The organism is Reichenbachiella sp. MSK19-1, from assembly GCF_003590315.1.
Classification (GTDB): Bacteria; Bacteroidota; Bacteroidia; order Cytophagales; family Cyclobacteriaceae; genus Reichenbachiella; species Reichenbachiella agariperforans.
The window spans coordinates 345,978-367,898 of record NZ_MIER01000002.1; the positions used below are offsets into that span (position 1 = coordinate 345,978).

Consider the following 21,921-nt stretch of genomic DNA (forward strand, 5'->3'; position numbering starts at 1 on the left):
ATATCTTAATTAAACTGCCTTTACACTGACAGCATTTAATCCTTTTTTACCTTCTTTTAATTCGAATTCTACTTGGTCGCCTTCTTTTACATCGTCAACCAAACCTGAGACATGTACGAAGTATTCTTTCTTAGTCTCGTCATCAATAACAAATCCATATCCTTTGGATTCATTAAAGAACTTTATTGTACCGTTATTCATTGTATTAATTGTTATTACTTTACCAAGGTAAGGTTTTTTGTTTATTTACAAGAACAATAATAATTTTTTTCAAACTCAAATTTTAATAAGCACCAAGGCTTTGAATATGGTGAAACCATCATAATAGTGTCGGTGATGTTTACAGAATGTTGAAACAGTAGTGTTGTTTAATGCGATTGGATTAGCGTAGTTTTAGTTGGCTATGTTAGGTTGCTAACTGAGGTGTTAGAATTTTTAATCATAGATATATGACAATGAAAAATGGACTATTCATGTGGGTCGTTTGGTTTGGATTGATAGGTTTGGCTGGTGGATGTGCTATGTCTCAGGATACTTGTCGTCAGCTATTGGTAGCGGCAGAGTCGGAGGTGTATGATGTGATCGTCGTGCCTGGGATTCCCTATGAGGATGGTGAATGGGATATGCTGATGCGAGGGCGGGTGTTTTGGGGTAAGTATCTCTATGATCGTGGGATTGCCAAAAATATTATGTTTTCGGGATCGTCGGTCTATTCTCCTCATTATGAGTCGAAGATCATGGCTTTGTATGCGCAGGCACTGGGTGTGCCAGATAGTGTGATATATACGGAGATTAGAGCGGAACATAGTACTGAAAACATCTATTATTCGCATAAAAAGGCGAATAATCTCGGATTTAAAAAAATAGCTTTGGTGACTGATCCCTTCCAGTCCAAAATGCTCAAGAGCTTTATTAAAAAACAGGTAGATCCTGAAATCGGCATCATTCCTTTCGTCTATGATACATTGAGTATGCTGAATGTTGATTCGATACAGGTGACTATTGTGGATTCTACGGCGTATAACCCTGATTTTGTATCTATAAAAGAAAGAGAGTCCTTCTGGAAAAGGTTTAGAGGGACTAGAGGAAAAAACTTGAATGAGTCTTATTATAAAGACGGGGATTTAGAAAATGATGCGAAATAAAAGAGGACATCTTAGCTAAGATGTCCTCTTTTTAGTGATTGGTCTGGGGCTCGAACCCAGGACCCACGCCTTAAAAGGGCGTTGCTCTACCAACTGAGCTAACCAATCGTATCTCTACGAATGAGAATAAAAAAACTTGGCACGTTAACCAAGTCTAGTGATTGGTCTGGGGCTCGAACCCAGGACCCACGCCTTAAAAGGGCGTTGCTCTACCAACTGAGCTAACCAATCGACTTTTTGCAAAAGAATTTCGTATTTTGTACTCCATTCCCTTATTTTGCGGTTGCAAATGTAGGTAGCTGATGACAAAAAAACAAAACATATTATCCAATTTTATAATAATCGTTTTTGCGATTTTCATAACTCATTCATTAACAGCACAAGAGTCCCAATTAAGAGTGCAATTGAGTCATGCTGATTCGCTCTTTAAGGAAGGGAAGTACACTGAGTCCTTCGAGGTATATAACCAGTTGTTGCAGAAAGAAGGGCATGCTACCCCTCAAATGTTGATGAAAATGGCTTACATCAAAGAAGGTTTGGGGAATCACAGCGAAGCACTTTTGTATCTCAATAAATATTATCTCATGACCTCTAACAAGAATGCCCGTAACAAAATGGCGGAACTGGCAGAGGAAGAAAATCTAGAGGGGTACAAAGTGACAGATTACGATTTTTTCAAAGGGCTACTCAATAGTCACTTCCTGTGGGTTAATGTCGTTGTGATTTCTATTGCATTTCTGTTGTTTGCGATCGTCGTGTATCGTCGGTTTTGGACGAAGATCAATGCGCTACCTTATGCGATCAGTATGTGTGTGGTGCTATTGCTATTGTTTTTTGTGTCCAACTATGAGTTGGATATTCGTCAAGTGATCATTGCAGATGACTATGTGTACCTGATGGATGGGCCATCGGCAGGTTCAGACTTAGTAGAGGTGATTCAGAAGGGGCATAGACTTACGATCCTTGATGAAGATGAGGTATGGGTCAAAGTAGCGTGGAAAGATCAGGAGGCGTACGTAAAGCAGTCCAAAGTACTGAAAGTTATTTGATCAGGCTGGGGTCTTCCTTGGTCATGACGCGGTAGACAGTGTTGTCCATCCATGTAGGGAATCGCTTGTTGAGAAAAATGAGCGCTTTGCCGAGTAGTGTCAGTGTGACATTGCGTTTTCTTTTGTGCTGCGCCTTGTAGATGTGCGCTGCTACAGTTGCTGCATCCATCAGGGTATTCTCTTTTTTGTGCGATTCGTTGCGGATGTTGCCATCTGGACCTAGGGCATTGGTGCGAATGTTCGATTCGGTATAACCTGGACTAATCGTCAGGATGTGCACCCCTCGTTTCATGACTTCTACCCGAAGTGATTCGAAAAAGCCTTCCATGGCGAATTTGGAGGCGGAATATGCACTACGGCCTGGAGTGCCACGTTGACCGTTGATGGAGGAGATGCCGACGATGGAACCCTGAGTGGCTATGATGTGGGGAAGCGCATATTTGACATAGTTGATTGTACCCATGAAATTGACGCGCATGACACGCTCAAAAACCTTTAAATCGACATCTTCAAAAAGTGCCTTCATCGATATCCCAGCGTTACAGATGAGTACGTCGATTTTGCCAAATCTATCGATAGCCTGCTCGATGACTTGTTTTGCAGCAGCCTCTTCTTCGACAGGTGCTACTAGACCTAGACAGTCTATTCCGTCTGACTGCCACTGGGCTGTCAGCTCACTAACCTTAGCTGCATCGCGACCTGTAAAAATGACTTGATAGCCTTTGCTACCGTAGTATTCTACGCAAGCTTTGCCTATGCCCGATGTGCCGCCAGTTATAATTAAAGTTTTCTGCATTTTTAGTTGTCTGAAGAAGTCTGCTCTAAAATCTATGAGTGCAAAAGTAGCGCATGTATTTGAGATCAGATAAGAAACCTATCGAAGGTCGAATTTAGCAAGACTTCTGTTGAAACTAATCTTTTAAACCGCGGTAATTTCATCTAATTTTGCGGCTCATGGCAAGAAGAAAAAAGCAAATCAGGCTGGACAATTTAAAGGTTGAGGCCGTAGTAGCAGAAGGGAAAAGTCTCGCACGACACGACGGACAGGTGGTGTTTGTCAAAGGAGCAGTACCTGGCGATGTGGTGGATGTAAATATTACCAAAAAGCGAAAGGCGTTCATGGAGGGGACTCCCATTCAGTTTCATCAGTACTCTGACCTCAGAGTGGATGCTGTATGCGACTACTTCGGTACCTGTGGAGGGTGTAAATGGCAGCATATGGGTTATCACTCTCAGTTGGAGTTCAAGCAGCAGCAGGTACAGGACAGTTTGGAAAGAATCGCTAAGGTGGAGTTGCCAGCTGTTGCACAGATCGTGGGATCGGAGAAGACGCTGCGATATAGAAATAAGCTAGAGTTCACTTTCTCGAATAGGAAATGGCTCACCAAGGAGCAGATCGAAACCGAGGCAGATATCAATCGAAATGGTTTGGGTTTTCATATCCCTGGTTTGTTTGACAAGGTAGTGGATGTAGACACCTGTCACTTGATGGAGGAGCCTACGAATGCTGTGAAGAATGCAGTGAGAGCCTATGCGTTGGATTATGGGTTGACTTTTTTTGATATCAGAGAGCAACATGGGCTGTTACGCAACTTGATGATTCGGATGACCGATCACGGCGATGTGATGGTGTTGTTGCAGTTTTTTGAGCCAGATATGGAGGCGATAGAAGGGTTGATGTCACATCTACAGGAGAAGTTTCCAGAGATCACTTCGCTGCTCTATGTAATTAACCAAAAGAAGAATGATACCATCTTTGATCAAGAGATCGTGGTGTTCGCGGGCAAGGATCATATCATCGAAACGATGGGAGATCTGCAGTTTAAAATCGGAGCTAAGTCGTTTTATCAAACCAACTCTGCCCAGGCCAAAGTTTTGTATGATCATACACTAGACTTTGCAGATTTGTCTCAGGATGACCTAGTATATGACCTTTACACAGGGACGGGTACGATAGCGAACTACTGTGCGAACCAGGCCAAAAAAGTGATAGGGATAGAGTATGTAGAGGATGCCATCAAGGATGCTTTTGTCAACTCGGAGGTCAATGGGATTACAAATACGGACTTTTTCGCAGGAGATATGAAGGATGTGCTCAACGATGCGTTTGTTGCGAAGCATGGTGCACCTGATGTGATTATTACTGATCCACCTAGAGCAGGGATGCACGAAAATGTCGTAGATATGATCTTGCGTTTGTCTCCTAAGAAAGTGGTGTATGTGAGCTGTAACCCTGCTACACAGGCCAGGGATATTGCACTGATGGATGGTCAATATCAAGTGACTAAGGTTCAGCCAGTCGACATGTTTCCGCATACGCATCATGTGGAGAATATTGTATTATTAGAATTGAGAGGATAAAAAAAACAGCGTTGGTTTAGTGTCTATGACATGGATACGCTGATTCTCCTAAGTAATTCAAATGTTGGAAGAGAGCGCCCGCCTAAAATACTTTTTTACCAACATTGAGATCGTGACAGGAGAGTTGTAATTGTCAGTTTCTATGCCTCTTTCGTTTTTAAGTCCGGACTTAAAAACGAAAGAGGCATTTTTATGATACATGAATGATGCTAGGCTCTATCTGGTGTTATGCCTGATAAAGTATAGTCGTGTCTACAGTGTAATGCTTTATCGTCCTATGTGTAAGGCATCTTCGTCTTTTAAGGTGGAGAATTTACGCATTGCTGTAGAGGGGCTATTGCGTTTTTTTGGGTGTGTCACACTTACTTCTAATGAAAACCTATATCTACATTCGAGAGATGTTTTCTATTCTCCCACTTCTCACCATTTCCTTTATAGTCTACATGTTTTTTGATGCTTTTTCACGAATCCCGATCTAGGAGTAAGGGGATAATTGTGTCGTTTTTGTGTCAAAAATTCTCATTTATGGGAGCTTTTTGTAGTGTTGTGGTAAAAAGTGTAGAGAAGTGGTGAATTATGGAGAAAATGTTTTAGGTTTGTAGTGGTGGTTTATATTTTTCTATAACTCTATGGCTTTTTTTACAAGCGAATATGAGTGTAAGTTAGATGCTAAGGGTAGGTTGGCTTTACCTGCGAAGATTAAAGCAAACCTGCCCGAAGTATCTGGCAATGAACTCGTTGTGATGAAGGGCTTTGACCCGAACTTGGTGGTTTACACTATGCTTGAGTTTAAAAAAATTCAGAGCAAGTTCGCGTCATTGAGTGATTTTGATACAGACCAGCGAAGATTGAAAAGAAACTTTTTCCGCAGTGTTGCTCCCGTAGAACTAGACAGTGCAGGACGTTTTTTGATTCCAAAAGCATGGATTGATCATGCCAAGTTAGAGAAGAACGTGACTGTGATAGGTACAGGCAGTACAGTGGAAATCTGGAATCCTGACCTGTACGATGATTATTTGATTGCCGACAGTGAGGAATATTCGGATTTGGCCAAAAAATTCCTAGATGAATGAGTGAGTATCATAACCCTGTAATGCTGAGAGAATGTGTCGAGGGGTTGGATATCAAATCAGATGGGATCTATATAGACGTCACCTTTGGGGGCGGAGGACACAGCCAGGAGATTCTAAAACACATAGGTACAGACGGTAGGTTATTTGGTTTTGATCAAGATGATGATGCCAGAGCCAATGCCGATCAAATAGAGCATCGTTCTTTCACTTTCGTACAGTCCAATTTCAGATACCTTAAAAAATATCTCCGACTACATGGGGTCACCCAAGTAGATGGGATATTGGCTGATTTGGGCGTTTCGTCTCATCAGTTCAATACCCCAGGTCGCGGTTTTTCGACGCGATTCGATGGGCCACTCGATATGAGAATGGATACCTCTCAGGCTATATCGGCCAAAGAAGTTATTAATGAATATGATGAAAAGGCACTCCACAAAATCCTCGGCCAATACGGGGAAGTGAAGAATGCCAAAACACTCGCAGCAGCGATCGTGACGGCTAGAGGTCAGCGACCTATGGAGACGATAGGGGAGTTTTTGGATGCGATTAGAAAGTTCGCCCCGCGAGGGAGGGAGAATAAATATTTCGCTCAGGTTTTTCAGGCGATCCGAATAGAGGTCAACGAAGAACTGAAAGCACTGGAGGAGTTCTTGGTACAAAGTGCCGAGGTGCTCAAAGAAAATGGGAAACTGGTCATCATGTCCTACCACTCGCTGGAGGATAGAATGGTCAAGAATTATATTAACAAAGGGAAGTTTTATGGTGAGGTGGAAAAGGACTTGTATGGCAATCAGATCAAGCCACTCCAAGCACTCACTAGAAAACCTATCGTAGCAAGTGATAATGAAATAAATGAAAACAACAGGGCACGCAGTGCCAAATTGAGAATAGCAGAAAAAATCTAAAAATGGCATCCAACACCTACAAAAACCCCGATCCTACCAAAACTGGTAAGAGAAGTTTTTTTTCGCTGCTGGAGAGTTTCATCAACGTGGAGAAACTCTTTGAGAATGGTCTGCCTATACAGTTCTTGATGCCTATTCTCTATACGACTGTCCTGTGTATCTTTTATATCGGTAACCTGCACTTTGCTGAAAAAAACATCCGAAAAATATCCAAACTACGTGTAGAAGTAGAAGACCTCAGAGCGGATTTTACCACGCTAAAGGCTGACTACATGTTCACGAGTAAACAATCCGAAGTGGCTAAAAAAGCCAACAAGCACGGATTGAAGGAAAGTATTGATCCTCCATACAAAATCGTATTGCACGCCAATGACTAATCGCCTGACCATATTGCTCAGAGTGCGAATAGCCTATGTATTCGTCTTGCTGTTTTCGTTTGGCATCCTGTACAAGATCGTCAGGATACAAACTGTGGATGGGGGTAAGTGGAAGAAAAAGGCGGAGGCGATCGGACTACAGTACCGAAATGTCAAAGCTACTCGTGGCAATATCTATTCTGACAATGAGAGCTTGCTTGCTACCTCGTTACCGTTCTACAAACTAGCGATAGACCCTTCTATCGCTTCGGACAAGGTGTTTAAGTCAGGGATTGATAGTCTGTCACGTCTGTTGTCGCGACATTTCAAAGACCTATCCGCACAAGATTACAAACGGCGAATCAATGACGCAAGAATAGAAGGTAGGCGTTACCTGCGGCTCAATCGCCAGAAGATAAATTATCTGGCAAAAAAGGAAATGAACGATTGGCCCATCTTTCGAGAAGGGCGAATGAAAGGCGGGGTATTGTATGAAAAGGTGGATGAAAGATTTCACCCTTTTTCGTATTTAGGGTATAGAACCATAGGGACGACAGATGAAGAGAACAGAGGAGTAGTAGGGTTGGAGTATAGCTTTAATCAGTACCTCATGGGCAAGAGTGGAAAGGCTCTTTATCAGAAGTTTTCTGGAGGGAGTTGGAAACCTGTATTTGATGGTACAGAGGTCAAACCTCAAAATGGACTGGATATCGTATCGACGATCAATGTGGATCTACAGGACGTGGCTGAGTCAGCACTCGTCAAGGCACTCTATGCCAATGATGCGGACTATGGCTGTGTCGTGGTGATGGAAGTTGCCACAGGGGAGATCAAAGCGATATCTAACCTAAGCAAGAACAGTCGCGGAGAATACTGGGAGAATTACAACTATGCAGTAGGTAGTCAGGGGTCACGTGAGCCTGGGTCTACCTTCAAACTAGCGAGTATGATCGCACTCTTCGAGGAGTCGCGCATCAGCCTGTTGGATACAGTGGATACTGGTGATGGCGAAATGGCATTTTATGATCAGGTGATGAAGGATCACAAGCCAGGAGGTTATGGAAAACTTTCAGTGCAAGAGGTGTTCGAAAAATCATCTAACATCGGTACCGCTAAGTTGATAGTCGATGAGTTCGGAGACAATCCTAAACGATATACTGATCTGCTGGAGAAAATGGGATTGACGAAACCACTGGGTTTCCAGATGGTAGGAGAGGGTAAACCGTACATCAAGACACCAGAAGATTCTACTTGGTCGGGGGTGTCACTGCCTTGGATTTCTCATGGCTATGAGTTGACCATGACACCTCTGCATACGCTGACACTATACAATGCGGTCGCAAACAATGGTAAAATGATACAGCCGCTGATCGTCAAGCAAGTGAAGACTGCGGACCGCGTAGTAGAGGAGTTTAAATCCAAAGTCATCAATCCTAAAATCTGCTCAGACATCACGTTGGTCAAGGTCAAAGAAATGCTCGAAGGAGTGGTGACACGAGGTACAGCGAGCAATATCAGTGATTCATATTATCAGATAGCGGGTAAGACCGGAACAGCAAAGCATGTAGTTAATGGTCGTTACACGAGCAAATATTATACTTCATTTGCGGGCTATTTTCCAGCAGAGAAGCCGAAATACAGTGCAATAGTTGTGATTGACAACCCGAAGAGCTACCGCATTTACGGTAGTGATGTAGCGGCTCCCGTTTTCAAGGACATAGCGGACAAAATCTATGCGATCGATATGGAGCTAAACAATCCTTTTGAAGGGAAGGAAGTGATGGCTGGGATATTCCCTGTGATCAGAGCTGGTCATCAGGAAGAGCTGAAAGAAATCTGTAATGAGTTTGGGATATCAAATCACATCAAGGGTGAGGCAACATGGACTAAGGCGAGTATTTCTAACAATGCCATTGCATGGAAGCCGCTCAAATATCAAGACACAGTCGTGCCAGATGTACGTGGGATGACGCTGCGGGATGCACTTTTCATCTTAGAAAATAAACACATCAAAGTGAAGTATTCGGGACTGGGTCGTGTGACTGATCAGTCCGTTTTGCCTGGGGTACGAATCAATGATGATTTGAGTATAGAATTAAAATTAGGATAGTTGAAGTTACTAAAGGACATATTGTACAACGTCAATCTAACATCGGTTTCAGGTAATATGAATCTCGATATCACTGACGTGTGTTTTGACTCTAGAGCGGTCAAAGAGGGTAGTCTTTTCGTAGCAGTCAAAGGGACGCAGGTCGATGGGCATGACTATATTGATAAGGCTATAAAGAGCGGAGCAGTCGCTATTGTATGCGAAGAGATGCCACTTTTGCCAGACATGAGTGTGACTTTCGTCGCGACGGCCAATACGCATACCGCACTCGGCGTGATAGCTGCCAACTTCTACGACAACCCTTCTAGGAAACTTAAGCTAGTGGGTGTGACAGGGACCAACGGTAAGACTACAACGGTGACACTCCTGTACAGTTTGTTTAGATCCTTGGGCTACAGTGTCGGGTTGCTGTCTACAGTGGAAAACAAGATCAATGATCGTGTGATTAAAGCGAGTCATACCACGCCTGACCAGGTGTCGCTCAACAGGCTCCTCAGTGAGATGGTCGAGGAGAAATGCCAAGTGGCTTTTATGGAAGTGAGCTCGCATGCCATAGATCAGGGCCGAATAGCTGGACTGGAGTTTACTGGCGCAGTATTCATGAATATCAGTCACGATCATCTGGACTATCACAAAACCTTTGACAATTATATCCAGACCAAAAAGAAATTGTTTGACAACCTGCCATCTTCGGCATTTGCTCTGGTGAACCTAGATGACAAGCGTGGGCAGGTCATGCTCCAAAATACCAAAGCGACTCAGTACGCTTTTGGATTGAAATTCATGACCGATTATAAGGCCAAGGTGATCACCAATAGCTACCAAGGCTTGGAGTTGGATATCAATGGCCAGAGTGTGTGGTTTAGGCTGATTGGCAAATTCAATGCATACAATCTACTCGCGGCTTTTGCTGTAGCAGATATACTGCAGGAGGAGCCAAGCGAAGTGCTAATGATGCTCTCCGGAATAGAAACAGCACCAGGACGCTTTGAGGCAGTCAATGCCAATTCGGAGGTCATGGCGATCGTGGACTATGCACATACGCCAGATGCCTTGGAAAATGTGCTACAGACCATAGATAGTTTTCGATCAGGAAACGAAAAGGTCATTACAGTAGTAGGCTGTGGAGGAGACCGTGATAAGGACAAAAGACCCGTCATGGCGTCTATAGCAGCTAAGTGGAGTGACAAAGTCATTTTTACTGATGATAATCCTCGCACCGAAAACCCAGACAAAATCATCAAGGATATGATGGGAGGCGTAGGGCCGAGCATGGTGCGAAAGGCGCTTGTCATCAGAGACCGAAAAGAAGCGATTAAGACGGCCTGCTCTATGGCAGACAGTCAAGATATAATCCTCGTAGCAGGAAAAGGACACGAAACCTATCAGGAAATCAATGGAGTCAGACATGATTTTGATGATAGAGCGGTATTGAAAGAAATGTTAGAATTATTCAAGGATTAGCGGATGTTATACTACCTATTTGATTATCTCGAAAGTGAATTTCACCTGACAGGCGCAGGGGTATTTCAGTACATCTCGTTCAGAGCTGGACTTGCTACCGTGCTGTCCTTATTGATCACGATATTCTTAGGGAAGTGGGTCATTAGACTCCTCCAAAAACAGCAGATGGGTGAATCCATTCGAGATTTAGGACTGCAAGGTCAGCTGGAGAAAAAAGGTACTCCTACCATGGGAGGTATCTTGATTATTGCTGCGATTGTTATTCCTACATTGCTTGTCGCGCGATTGGACAATATCTATGTGATCTTATTGATCGTGACGGCACTGTGCATGGGATTGATTGGGTTTTTGGATGATTATCTCAAGATCAAAAAGAAGAATAAAGAAGGTCTGTCGGGCAAGTTCAAGATTATTGGTCAGGTGGCGATAGGTCTTTTCGTAGGGATCACGATGGTCACACATGATGACATAGAGGTTCGGGATTTTCCCAATGCTACCGATACGACATTAGAGTTCAATGAACGCTTTTCCGAATACACTGACGTGGCGAGTACCACTACTACGATTCCTTTTGTGAAGAACAATGAGTTTGATTACGAATGGTTGTTACCTGATTTTTTGGATGGGTACACGGATGTACTCTATGTGATCATGGTGATTTTTATCGTAACAGCGGTATCTAATGGTGCCAATATCACGGACGGTTTGGATGGACTAGCCGCTGGTACTTCAGCGATCATAGGCGTGGCACTTGCGATACTTGCTTATGTGTCAGGTAACGTGATTTTTGCGGACTACCTAAATATCATGTACATCCCTGGATCAGGGGAGTCTGTAGTATTCGCTACTGCTTTTGTTGGGGCTTGTATCGGGTTCTTATGGTACAACTCTTATCCAGCACAGGTTTTTATGGGAGATACAGGGAGTTTGGCCCTTGGTGGTGTTATTGCTGTGATGGCTTTTATCATCCGAAAAGAACTTTTGATCCCTGTACTGTGTGGCATCTTCGTGATCGAAAACTTATCTGTGATTATACAGGTGAGTTATTTCAGATATACAAAAAAGAAATATGGTGAAGGTAGAAGAGTGTTTTTGATGGCACCACTACATCACCACTATCAGAAAAAAGGAATACATGAGACCAAGATCGTGACACGGTTTTGGACGACAGGTATTCTATTGGCGATTTTGACTTTGGTCACTTTGAAACTGAGATAAATTGACAGCAGACTGGCAACATAGCGTAGCAATATTGGGCAGCGGCGAGAGCGGCATGGGCGCAGCGCGTCTGGCGGTGAGTCACGGGCTATCGGTGTTTTTGTCTGATGGAGGATCGATTGCGCCAGAGAAGACCATTGCGCTCAAGAGCCTGGGTGTAGACTTGGAAGAAAATGGCCATACGGTTGCTGATTTAATAAAATGTAAAGAAGTGGTCAAGAGTCCTGGGATTCCAGATACCGCACCCGTGGTACAAGCGATCAAAGCGGCTGGTATACCAGTGATCTCTGAGATTGAATTTGCGAGCCGCTATACGGATGCCAAAATCATAGGTATTACCGGGTCCAATGGAAAAACGACGACAACACTCCTCACGACACACTTGCTCAAAGGTGCTGGTGTAGACGCTAAATCTGCAGGTAATGTGGGTAACAGCTTTTCAGAGCTATTGCTCGACGGAGATCCAGATGTGGTTGTACTCGAACTGAGCAGTTTTCAATTGGATGATATTGCGAATTTCAAACCTGATGTCGCGGTGCTGCTCAATATTACACCAGATCACCTCAACAGGTACGACTATGATATGTCCAAGTATGCTGCTGCGAAGTGGCGTCTGTTCGAGAATATGACCGAAGATGGGTTGGTGATCTATAATCAAGATGATGAATGGTCTTCAAAGGGTGTTGCAGAGGTTACCGCTAGAAAGCAGGCGATCTCGGTGATGCAGGCAGTGACTTCTGGCGCTTATTTCAGTCAGGGGCAATTGAACTTTACTGAAGAGGAGGAGGTGATTCTTACTGATGAGCTAGCCTTGATCGGTCAGCACAATTATTACAATCAAATGGCTGCAATATTGGCTGCAATGGAACTCGGTGTTTCGTTTCAGTACATCCTCAGTGGACTACAGTCATTTGTCAATGCACCACACAGGTTGGAAAAAGTAGGAGTCGTCAATGATGTAACCTACATCAATGACTCCAAAGCTACCAATGTAGATGCGGTCTACTATGCCTTGGACGCTGTAGATACACCTATCGTCTGGATAGCTGGTGGGGTCAACAAAGGAAATGACTATGCGCAAATCAAGTCTTTGGTTCAAGAAAGAGTAACCACGCTGATTTGCTTAGGAAAAGATAATGCACATCTGATCGATGAATTTTCGGGAGATGTGGAGCAAATTATAGAAGTGTCTTCTGCGGCAGAAGCAGTGACCATAGCCTATCAAAACGCCAAGCCACAAGAGTCAGTGTTGTTATCGCCTGCTTGTGCCAGCTTTGATTTGTTTTCGAACTATGAAGATCGTGGAGATCAGTTCAAACGTGAGGTTTTTGAGTTAAAGACTAGTCAATCTAAAGTGCTAAGAGGATGATAAAGGAGTGGGTAGATAGACATATAAAAGGAGATCCAGTGATTTGGTTCATTGTGATTACACTTTCTGTACTTAGTATACTGGTGGTATATAGTGCCACAGGTACGCTGGCCTATACTCGTATGGAAGGGGATACGGAGCACTATTTGATCAAACATTCGCTACTGGTATTGTTGAGTTGGGGAGCAATGTGGTTGGCACATAAGATCGATTATCGATACTATTCTAAGTTGTCGAGATTGGCACTTTGGCTGTCGGTTCCTTTGCTATTCATCACCTGGAAATTTGGGATGAACATCAATGAAGCATCCCGTTGGATCACGGTTCCATTTATCAATCAAGCCTTTCAGCCGTCAGATTTGGCCAAATTTGCTCTCATCGTAACGTTGGCATCTATGCTGGCCAAGCGTCAAGAAAATATTGAGGATATCAAGGAGTCTTTGATTCCTATGTTGCTATGGATTGGTTTGATCTGTGGCCTGATTGCGATGACGAACTTGTCTAGTGCGGCACTGATTTTTGTGACTTGTATGGTGATCATGTTCATAGGTCGAGTTCCTGTGAAATACCTTGCATTGCTTGTACTGATTGGTGTGTTGGCGGGTGCTACTGCTTTGGCAATTGGTCAACGTGGAGGTACAGCAGTCAGTCGTATTGAGTCTTTCTTGTCGGCTGATGATATACCATTTCAGGCAGAGCAGTCTTACATCGCGATAGCCAATGGTGGTTTGGTGCGGTTCGCTCCAGGAAAGAGCCAGCAGAAGAACTTTTTACCTCACCCTTATTCAGATTTCATCTTTGCGATCATCGTGGAAGAATACGGAATGTTGGGAGGTGCTTTGGTCTTGTTTTTATATCTCGCCTTGCTTTATCGTGGGATGAAAATCGTGTCTACGAGTGAAAAGACCTATGGTGGATTGCTTGCAGCAGGACTCAGTTTCGCGCTGGTGATGCAGGCTTTGGTCAACATGGCTGTGGCAGTAGGTTTGGTGCCGATTACTGGTTTGACCTTACCACTAGTAAGTATGGGGGGGACATCTCAGTTGTTTGTAGGTGTAGCGATTGGGATTATTTTGAGTGTGAGCAGAGGGGAGTTAGAAGAGACAGGCACGACTCAGTCGGGGAATCAAGTCAGAAATGAAAAAATGGAATTAGCATAATGTCAGTAGAAAGAAAATATCGCATCATGATCAGCGGAGGAGGTACCGGAGGGCACATCTATCCCGCGATTTCTATTGCCAATGCCTTGAAAGAAATGCATCCAGATACCGAATTTCTGTTCGTAGGAGCGAAGGGGAAGATGGAGATGGAGAAAGTACCTGAAGCTGGTTATAAAATTGTCGGACTGTGGATCAGTGGACTGCAGCGTAGCTTGAAGTTGTCGAATTTGATGTTCCCGTTCAAAGTAGCGAGTAGCGTACTGAAGTCTTACGTGCTGCTCAAGAAATTTAAGCCAGATGTAGTGGTTGGTGTAGGAGGCTATGCCAGTGGTGCATTGCTCTATGCAGCCAGCAAAAAGGGCATACCGACTTTGATCCAAGAGCAAAATGGACTAGCAGGACTGACCAATAAGCTACTGGCCAAACGTGTCGATAAAATCTGTGTGGCCTATGAGGGAATGGAACGTTTCTTCCCGAAAGAAAATATAGTATTCACTGGTAACCCAGTGCGCAACGATATCCTCAATGTCTATGAGAAGAAAGCACAAGGGTTAGCACATTTTGGACTGAGCAGTGAGAAGAAAACTTTACTCATCATCGGAGGTAGTCTTGGCGCACGGACCATCAACAATGCTATGGCAGAAGGAGTGGAGCGTCTACTACAGGAGGGCTTTCAAGTGCTGTGGCAGACGGGAAAACTCTACTACGAAGAGATGATGGAGCGGACAGCAGCCTTGGCATCTGACGAATTGAAAGTTATGCCATTCATCAAGGAGATGGATATGGCTTATGGCGCAGCAGATGTGATTATCTCACGTGCAGGTGCCTCGTCGATTTCGGAGTTGTGCTTAGTCGCTAAGCCAGTGATTTTTGTCCCATCTCCGAATGTGGCAGAAGATCACCAAACTAAAAATGCCATGGCTATGGTGTCTAAGGAGGCTGCTGAGCATGTTGCTGATGACGAAGCACCAGAGCATTTGGTGAGTGAAGCGATTATGTTGTTGACAGATGTTAATAGACAGGATCTTTTGAAAGAAAACTTAAGGCTATTGGCTAAGCCACATGCCGCTCAGAATATAGCGAACGAAGTAATTGGTTTGATCAAATAATGAAGTTAGAAAGCGTACATAGCGTATATTTTTTAGGGATCGGAGGGATCGGTATGAGTGCCATTGCGAGATGGTTTCATGCGAATGGTTACGCCGTGTCGGGCTATGATAAGACCGCTACTGTATTGACCAAACGATTAGAGGCTGAGGGCATAGCGATTCATTATTCTGATGATGTGGAGCAGATACCTGCTGCTATCAAAGCAAACAAGTCGACTAGCTTGATCATCTATACGCCAGCTGTCCCACAGGATCTGAAAGAACTTATTTTCTTCCAAAACGAAGGCTATGTATTGCACAAGCGTTCTCAGGTGTTGGGGATGCTGACCGAATCCAAGTTTACCATCGCAGTAGCAGGGACGCATGGCAAGACGACTACTTCGTCCATGGTGGCGCACTTGCTCAAGTCTGTTGGGGTGGATTGCTCGGCATTCGTGGGAGGTATCATGACCAACTATGATTCTAACCTGCTCATCGGGACGAATAACGATGTGATGGTCGTAGAAGCGGATGAGTTTGACCGTTCATTTTTGACTTTACATCCCGATATCGCCATCATCACAGCGACAGATGCCGATCATTTGGATATCTATGGAGATAGAGATGCACTCAAGGATTCGTTCAAGGCTTTCATCCAAAACATGAAAAAGAACGGTACGCTGTTCTTAGAAGAAAAGGTAGCACAGGATCTGGATGCCCAGCATTTGGACAATGTCTCAGTATTTACTTATGGGCTGGAAGGAGGAGATATTCAGTCCAAAAACTTGACTATCGATCAGGGAGATTTTTGTTTTGACTTTCAATCCAAAGATCGTCAGATCAAAGACCTGAGATTGTCTATGTCAGGTTTTCACAATGTGTCCAATGCCATCGCTGCATTGGCTGCTACGGTACATTTCGAAGCGAATAATGCACCAGTTCAGAAGGGGTTGGAAAGCTATCGAGGAGTGAAGAGAAGATTCGAATACATCCTCAAAACGGACGACTGTGTGTTTATCGATGATTATGCACATCACCCAGAGGAGATCAAAGCACTGTTGCATTCGGTCAGAGCGATCTTTCCGACTAAGAAAATGACAGTGGTTTTTCAGCCGCATTTGTACAGCCGTACACGTGATTTTATGGATGGTTTTGCGGAGAGCTTGTCACTGGCAGATCAGGTGTTGTTGTTGGATATCTATCCAGCGCGAGAACTGCCGATCGCTGGGGTGACTTCCGAGGTGATCAAGGAGAAAATGACGACTAACTCTGTTTTGTCTTTTCATAAGGATGACGTGCTTGGATTTTTTGATGCAAACAGACCAGAATTGGTTTTGACCGTCGGGGCTGGAGATATAGATACATTGGTACAACCGATTAAAGAAAAGCTAGAGAAATGAATTGGTTGATTAAAATATGGAAATCGTTTCAGTTTGGACTGATAGCATTTGGACTCATCGTCATCATTGGATTTACGAATACCAGACATCAGGACAGACGAATCAACGATGTGATGATCAGTGTGGATAATCAGTTTCACAACTATTTCATCGACCAGCAGGATGTGTTGGATTTGATCAATGCAGAGGGGAAAGATTATTTGCTGAGCAGTGATATAGGAGCTTTGGATTTGAAAGAATTAGAGCAACGAATAGAGAGTCACCAGTTTGTAGAGGATGCACAGGCGTATTTGGACCTGAGTGGCAACTTGTCCATCGATGTGAAACAAAACCGTCCTATTGCTAGAATCATCAATGGCAATGGAAAGGATTTTTACATTGGCACGAAAGGAGATGTTCTACCTGAGTCGTCACATTATACAGCGAGAGTGATCCTGATAGAACTAGAGAATCAGTATTGGTTGTCAGAGTTTAATATCAAGGATTCTAAAGGAGGAGAGGAAGTTTTTGAACTACTAAACTACCTGGTGAAAAACGAATTTTGGCGTACTCAGATTGCTGGAATGAAGATAGAAAAAGATATGGATATCGTGCTTTATCCGCAAGTCACGAAACAAGAGATAGAATTTGGAAAGGCTGAAGAATTAGACAGCAAGTTCAGGAGACTGGAGACTTTCTACAAAAAAATACTGCCTTACAAAGGCTGGAATACATATAACACCGTGAATTTGAAATTCAAGGATCAAATAGTCTGTAAATAATAAATGGTATGGAAAACAACGACATTATCGTAGGTCTCGACATAGGTACAACGAAGATTTGTGCCATAGTCGGTAGAAAAAATGAGTTTGGCAAACTTGAGGTTTTGGGCATGGGAAAAGCGGTTTCTGATGGTGTCATCAGAGGAATCGTAACGAACATCGACAAAACCATCAATGCCATCAAAAAGGCGGTAGCTGAGGCTGAAGAGCAATCAGGTATCGATATCAGAGTGGTCAACGTGGGTATCGCTGGGCAGCATATCCGTAGTTCTGTACATCACGGGTCTATCATCAGACACACGTCGGATGATGAGATCACAATAGAGGATGTCAATAGACTGAGCAACGATATGTACAAGATCGTGATTCCTCCAGGGAGTGAGATCATTCATGTCATGCCACAGGATTATATCGTGGACTATGAAGAAGGAATTAAAGACCCAGTAGGGATGTCTGGGGTTAGGCTAGAGGCAGATTTTCATATCATTACTGCTCAGACTAACGCCATACAGAATATCAACAAATGTGTGAGACGCGCAGGTTTAGAGATTGAAAACCTTGTATTAGAGCCATTGGCATCTAGCCTTTCTGTACTCAGTGATGAGGAGAAGGAAGCGGGTGTATGTTTGGTGGATATTGGAGGCGGTACTACAGACATCGCGATTTTCCATGAGAGTATCATTCGTCATACCTCTGTGATACCATTCGGAGGCAATATCATCACATCTGATATCAAAGACGGGTGCAACGTACTCAACCATCAGGCAGAAATTTTGAAGACCAAATTTGGTCAGGCACTCTCTGAGATGGCCAATGACAATGAAGTTGTTTCCATTCCAGGGTTGAAAAACCGTGATCCAAAGGAAATCTCAGTGAAGAACCTCGCACGCATCATCGAGGCGCGTATGGAGGAAATCATCGAGATGGTGCATACCAAAATTATTACCAGCGGATTTGAAAACAAATTGGCAGGTGGAATAGTGATCACAGGTGGTGGTTCGCAATTGATCTCTAGCAAGCAGCTATTCGAGTACATGACTGGGTTGGATGCGCGTATAGGTTTTCCTAACGAGCACTTGGGCAAGAGCAAGATCGAGAGTATCAAATCTCCGATGTATGCTACATCAGTAGGACTGGTACTATGCGGATACAAAGCACTAGACGATCGTGACCATAGATTCTATACAGAAGACCTAGCGGTCAAAAGCTATGACAAGCGCAAGCAAGTCGATGCAGGATCGGACAGCATCTTCAAAAAAATATTAGAGAAAACGAAGGGCATCTTGATTGATGATTTCGAAGAAAGAAAATAATAGCCTATTCGCCGAGAGGTGAGGGTGGTTCTATGAGGCTCAACAGATTAGAGCCGCTCAAAACAGCTATTGAATTAATAATTAGTAAGACAGAATTAAACTAAAACAGACATGACAGAAGGTAGTTTTAAATTTGATTTGCCTATGCACCACAAATCGATCATCAAGGTGATCGGCGTAGGCGGTGGCGGTAGCAATGCCGTCAATCACATGCACAACCAAGGTATCACCGGTGTAGAATTCATCGTGTGTAACACCGATTCACAAGCGCTCAACGTAAGTGCTATCCCGAACAAATTGCAGATAGGTGTCAACCTAACAGAAGGTCTAGGCGCAGGTGCTAATCCCGAAAAAGGAAAAAATGCTGCCCTAGAGAACAAAGAAGAAATTAGAAACATGCTCAACGAGGACACGCGCATGGTGTTCATCACGGCAGGTATGGGTGGAGGTACTGGTACAGGTGCTGCACCAGTAATCGCTCAGGTAGCAAAGGAGCTCGGTATCCTCACGGTAGGGATCGTGACCGTTCCTTTCAAGTTTGAAGGAAAGAAAAAAATGCGCCAAGCGATGGCGGGCGTGGAATCACTCAAAAACAACTGTGATACCGTCCTAGTCATTCTCAATGATAAGCTGTTGGAAACTTTCGGAAACCTGTCGCTCAATCAGGCTTTTGCACAGGCAGACAACGTACTAACCACAGCGGCCAAAGGTATCGCTGAGATCATCACCGTCCCAGGCTATGTCAACGTCGATTTTGAGGATGTGAAAACGGTCATGAAAGACAGCGGTGGAGCGGTCATGGGGTCCTCTGAGACCTCTGGAGAAAATAGAGCCATCAGAGCGATCGAGGAAGCGATCAACTCGCCACTACTCAACAACCAAAATATCAAAGGAGCAGACAAGATATTGCTATCTATCATCTCTGGTGATCAGGCAGAGTTGAAAATGGATGAGTTGACAGAAATCACCGATTTCATGCAGGATATCGCTGGAGACGAAGCAGAAGTGATCTTCGGTCACGGTGTGGATTCGTCCCTGGGTGATGGCATCAGAGTAACGATTATTGCGACTGGTTTTGATCAGTCTACAGCGCAGGAGCCTGAGATCGCGGAGATACCTGTGCAAAACACAGTGGCTCCACAGCCTACGCCTACACCAGATCCAGTACCTACACCTAGAGAAGAGCCATCAGCAGATAGCGACATTGATAAGAAAATCTATGAATTGGACAGAGATACTCAACCACAGATCGAGTTGTTCTCCAATGAATTCAATACAAAAACACGCGAGGAAAAGTTCGAAGAGGAATTCAAGCTGAAAATGAAATCATTTCAGTTCGAGAAGCCAGAGCAACGTGAAGAACCAGAGGTGTTTCATAGATCATTCACACCTTCGTCTGAGGAGAAAGATGAGCAATTCGAACTAGAGATGAGAAGTCTCTTTATGGAATCTCAAAAGAAGAGAAACTATGAAATAGAGGACGAACCCCTAGAGGAACTAGATGGTATGGCACACCCTCCATCACGAAAAATTCAACTCATGGAGCAGTCCGAGCAGAGAAGACAAAAGCTCAATGGCCTGCATGATAGTACGGAGCAAGTAGATACATCCTCTTTCAAAGAGAAGTTCGATGTGCCTGCCTATCAGCGAAAAAAGATAGACCTCAAGAATGTACCTATGTCCTCTGAGAGCTTCGTCTCTAAGTACAACCTGAATGAAGATCAGCAGTTAGGGGGTAACAAATTTTTACATGACAATGTGGACTAATCTGTCAAGATAATCCACCGTCAAAATACAAAGTGACAAGTCAAGCCAAGGGGATTTCTCCCTAAGGCATCGGACAGATGGCTTGAAGCTTTTAAACGCAAAACTTCGGAAGTTTATCCACTGGCCCATGGGCGAGCTGGGTATAGGTCTGAACGTTTATTTTCTGTCAAGTTTTCTTCTATGCGGGATGGTTTGGGCTTTTGAGCGAGCACATACCTCCCGTCATAGTTGAGAATGCTACTCCAAACCTTTTGCCCGATCGGGTATATCTCATCTCCATGGTTTTAAGATTACTCACGCACAGTGTATTGATTCTTCTCTCGTATCTTATCTAGACTTCATTCGTAGATTATAGGAGTATATTTTTTGAAACAAAAACAACCCGTTATGAAATCCACCAAGAATCTAATAACAGTAGTCGTTATAGCCACAGCTTTGATATCCTGTGAGACGAGCAAAAAAGAAGCTACTACTGCCAAGGTAGAGCAGAGCTCAGAGAAGTCGTCGAGTGAAACCAAGATAACACTGACTCAAGCTCCTCCATCTACTCAATTTCCTGATGCCAGGTTGACTAAGAAAGATGTCAAGATGAGTAATCAGGACACGAGTTATCAAGTAGACTATAGTTTTGATGTTGAGAATTTTGAGGTAGGAGCACAGACGACTGGAGCAGCTAATCGAGGGATTGCGAACTCTAGTAAGGGACAGCATATTCACTTTATAGTCAATGATGGTCCCTATTCGGCGCATTATATGCCTGGAGCGTCAGACCACTTAAAGGCAGGTAATTATGCCGTATTGGCGTTTCTCTCTAGGTCCTATCACGAAAGTGTGAAGAACAAAGATGCATTTCACCTCGAAAATCTAAAGGTCGGAGATGTCGAAGAGAAAACAATAGACCTCAGTGCTCAGCATATGTTTTATAGTAGACCGAAGGGAACGTACTCAGGTGCAGATACTAAGAAAGTGATGCTTGATTTCTACTTGGTCAATACCACACTATCTCCTACAGGCAATAAAGTTCGAGCGACTATTAATGGCGAAGAATTTATGATCGACAAGTGGGCACCTTATTATATAGAAGGATTGCAAAAAGGTGAAACAACGGTCGAATTAGAACTCGTAGATGCGAAAGGAGAATTTATCGAAGGGCCATACAACAAGGTCAAACGAACAATCACGCTGAAGTAGTCATGTACGATGTGATTGTATAACAATCTCCTCCCTAGCCACAGGGGCAACCCGTGGCTGGTTTGGGTGAGGCATCGGTCGATGCGTTCGCCGTTTGCTCATGACAGAAACCTGCATGGGTTTGGCAAGCTGTCCGAAGCATAAGTAAACCATAAGTCCCAAAACAGAGAGGCACATGCCTTCGTTTGCCT

General features: G+C 43.8%; 19 protein-coding genes and 2 tRNA genes. 17 read left to right on the plus strand and 4 right to left on the minus strand.

The window, feature by feature from the left end; all coding sequences use genetic code 11:
* Positions 1-9: 9 nt before the first annotated feature.
* Entirely contained in the window at positions 10-201 is a 192-nt protein-coding gene (locus BGP76_RS01555) for a cold-shock protein (RefSeq protein ID WP_073119881.1), read from the minus strand.
* 254 nt (positions 202-455) lie between these two features.
* On the opposite strand from BGP76_RS01555, the gene BGP76_RS01560 reads away from it, so the two are divergent.
* Positions 456-1,145 carry a YdcF family protein gene (locus BGP76_RS01560; RefSeq protein WP_158583995.1) on the plus strand — a complete coding sequence of 230 codons (690 nt, stop codon included), beginning with the start codon at positions 456-458 and terminating at the stop codon, positions 1,143-1,145.
* Positions 1,146-1,180: 35 nt separating this feature from the next.
* On the opposite strand, the gene BGP76_RS01565 is transcribed toward BGP76_RS01560, so the two are convergent.
* Both BGP76_RS01565 and BGP76_RS01570 read right to left on the minus strand, forming a co-directional pair.
* A tRNA-Lys gene (locus BGP76_RS01565) sits at positions 1,181-1,253 on the minus strand.
* Positions 1,254-1,303: 50 nt separating this feature from the next.
* Positions 1,304-1,376 (minus strand) — tRNA-Lys (locus BGP76_RS01570).
* A gap of 167 nt (positions 1,377-1,543) precedes the next feature.
* Here BGP76_RS01570 and BGP76_RS01575 point away from each other — a divergent pair.
* Positions 1,544-2,194 (plus strand): SH3 domain-containing protein, encoded by a 651-nt coding sequence (locus tag BGP76_RS01575; protein WP_221409836.1) that lies wholly within the window; start codon positions 1,544-1,546, stop codon positions 2,192-2,194.
* On the opposite strand, the gene BGP76_RS01580 is transcribed toward BGP76_RS01575, so the two are convergent.
* The gene (locus BGP76_RS01580) at positions 2,187-2,990 is read right to left on the minus strand and encodes an SDR family oxidoreductase (protein ID WP_073119875.1); all 804 of its coding nucleotides are present in this window, start codon (positions 2,988-2,990) and stop codon (positions 2,187-2,189) included. The genes BGP76_RS01575 and BGP76_RS01580 overlap by 8 nt on opposite strands.
* A 158-nt stretch (positions 2,991-3,148) precedes the next feature.
* Between BGP76_RS01580 and rlmD the strand changes: the two genes are divergently transcribed.
* The 15 genes from rlmD (at position 3,149) to BGP76_RS01655 (ending at position 21,730) form a co-directional block, all read left to right on the plus strand.
* Positions 3,149-4,555 carry a 23S rRNA (uracil(1939)-C(5))-methyltransferase RlmD gene (rlmD, locus tag BGP76_RS01585; protein WP_119843367.1) on the plus strand — a complete coding sequence of 469 codons (1,407 nt, stop codon included), beginning with the start codon at positions 3,149-3,151 and terminating at the stop codon, positions 4,553-4,555.
* Between the two features lie 629 nt (positions 4,556-5,184).
* Positions 5,185-5,628, plus strand: a complete 444-nt coding sequence (gene mraZ / locus BGP76_RS01590) for a division/cell wall cluster transcriptional repressor MraZ (protein WP_073119871.1) — start codon at positions 5,185-5,187, stop codon at positions 5,626-5,628.
* On the plus strand, positions 5,625-6,533 hold the full coding sequence (gene rsmH, locus BGP76_RS01595; protein WP_073119870.1) for a 16S rRNA (cytosine(1402)-N(4))-methyltransferase RsmH: 909 nt from the start codon (positions 5,625-5,627) through the stop codon (positions 6,531-6,533). Before mraZ ends, rsmH begins: the two co-directional genes overlap by 4 nt.
* Before the next feature lie 2 nt (positions 6,534-6,535).
* The gene (locus tag BGP76_RS01600; RefSeq protein ID WP_073119868.1) at positions 6,536-6,910 is read left to right on the plus strand and encodes an FtsL-like putative cell division protein; all 375 of its coding nucleotides are present in this window, start codon (positions 6,536-6,538) and stop codon (positions 6,908-6,910) included.
* Positions 6,903-8,999: a penicillin-binding protein gene (locus BGP76_RS01605; protein ID WP_073119867.1), complete on the plus strand. Its 2,097-nt coding sequence runs from the start codon at positions 6,903-6,905 to the stop codon at positions 8,997-8,999. Before BGP76_RS01600 ends, BGP76_RS01605 begins: the two co-directional genes overlap by 8 nt.
* Positions 9,000-10,463 (plus strand): UDP-N-acetylmuramoyl-L-alanyl-D-glutamate--2,6-diaminopimelate ligase, encoded by a 1,464-nt coding sequence (locus BGP76_RS01610; RefSeq protein ID WP_073119866.1) that lies wholly within the window; start codon positions 9,000-9,002, stop codon positions 10,461-10,463.
* A 3-nt stretch (positions 10,464-10,466) separates the two neighbouring features.
* On the plus strand, positions 10,467-11,681 hold the full coding sequence (gene mraY / locus BGP76_RS01615; RefSeq protein ID WP_119843368.1) for a phospho-N-acetylmuramoyl-pentapeptide-transferase: 1,215 nt from the start codon (positions 10,467-10,469) through the stop codon (positions 11,679-11,681).
* Between the two features lies 1 nt (position 11,682).
* Entirely contained in the window at positions 11,683-13,050 is a 1,368-nt protein-coding gene (gene murD, locus BGP76_RS01620) for a UDP-N-acetylmuramoyl-L-alanine--D-glutamate ligase (protein WP_255416026.1), read from the plus strand.
* The gene (locus BGP76_RS01625; RefSeq protein WP_073119864.1) at positions 13,047-14,210 is read left to right on the plus strand and encodes an FtsW/RodA/SpoVE family cell cycle protein; all 1,164 of its coding nucleotides are present in this window, start codon (positions 13,047-13,049) and stop codon (positions 14,208-14,210) included. Before murD ends, BGP76_RS01625 begins: the two co-directional genes overlap by 4 nt.
* Positions 14,210-15,319, plus strand: a complete 1,110-nt coding sequence (gene murG, locus BGP76_RS01630; RefSeq protein WP_245816797.1) for an undecaprenyldiphospho-muramoylpentapeptide beta-N-acetylglucosaminyltransferase — start codon at positions 14,210-14,212, stop codon at positions 15,317-15,319. The genes BGP76_RS01625 and murG overlap by 1 nt, the downstream gene beginning before the upstream one ends.
* Positions 15,319-16,698, plus strand: a complete 1,380-nt coding sequence (gene murC, locus BGP76_RS01635; RefSeq protein ID WP_119843369.1) for a UDP-N-acetylmuramate--L-alanine ligase — start codon at positions 15,319-15,321, stop codon at positions 16,696-16,698. Before murG ends, murC begins: the two co-directional genes overlap by 1 nt.
* On the plus strand, positions 16,695-17,459 hold the full coding sequence (locus tag BGP76_RS01640) for a cell division protein FtsQ/DivIB (RefSeq protein ID WP_073119862.1): 765 nt from the start codon (positions 16,695-16,697) through the stop codon (positions 17,457-17,459). Before murC ends, BGP76_RS01640 begins: the two co-directional genes overlap by 4 nt.
* Before the next feature lie 8 nt (positions 17,460-17,467).
* The gene (gene ftsA / locus BGP76_RS01645) at positions 17,468-18,772 is read left to right on the plus strand and encodes a cell division protein FtsA (protein ID WP_073119860.1); all 1,305 of its coding nucleotides are present in this window, start codon (positions 17,468-17,470) and stop codon (positions 18,770-18,772) included.
* A gap of 111 nt (positions 18,773-18,883) precedes the next feature.
* Positions 18,884-20,539, plus strand: a complete 1,656-nt coding sequence (gene ftsZ, locus BGP76_RS01650; protein ID WP_073119859.1) for a cell division protein FtsZ — start codon at positions 18,884-18,886, stop codon at positions 20,537-20,539.
* 387 nt (positions 20,540-20,926) lie between these two features.
* Positions 20,927-21,730 (plus strand): phosphopeptide-binding protein, encoded by an 804-nt coding sequence (locus tag BGP76_RS01655; protein ID WP_119843370.1) that lies wholly within the window; start codon positions 20,927-20,929, stop codon positions 21,728-21,730.
* The last annotated feature ends 191 nt before the right edge of the window (positions 21,731-21,921 follow it).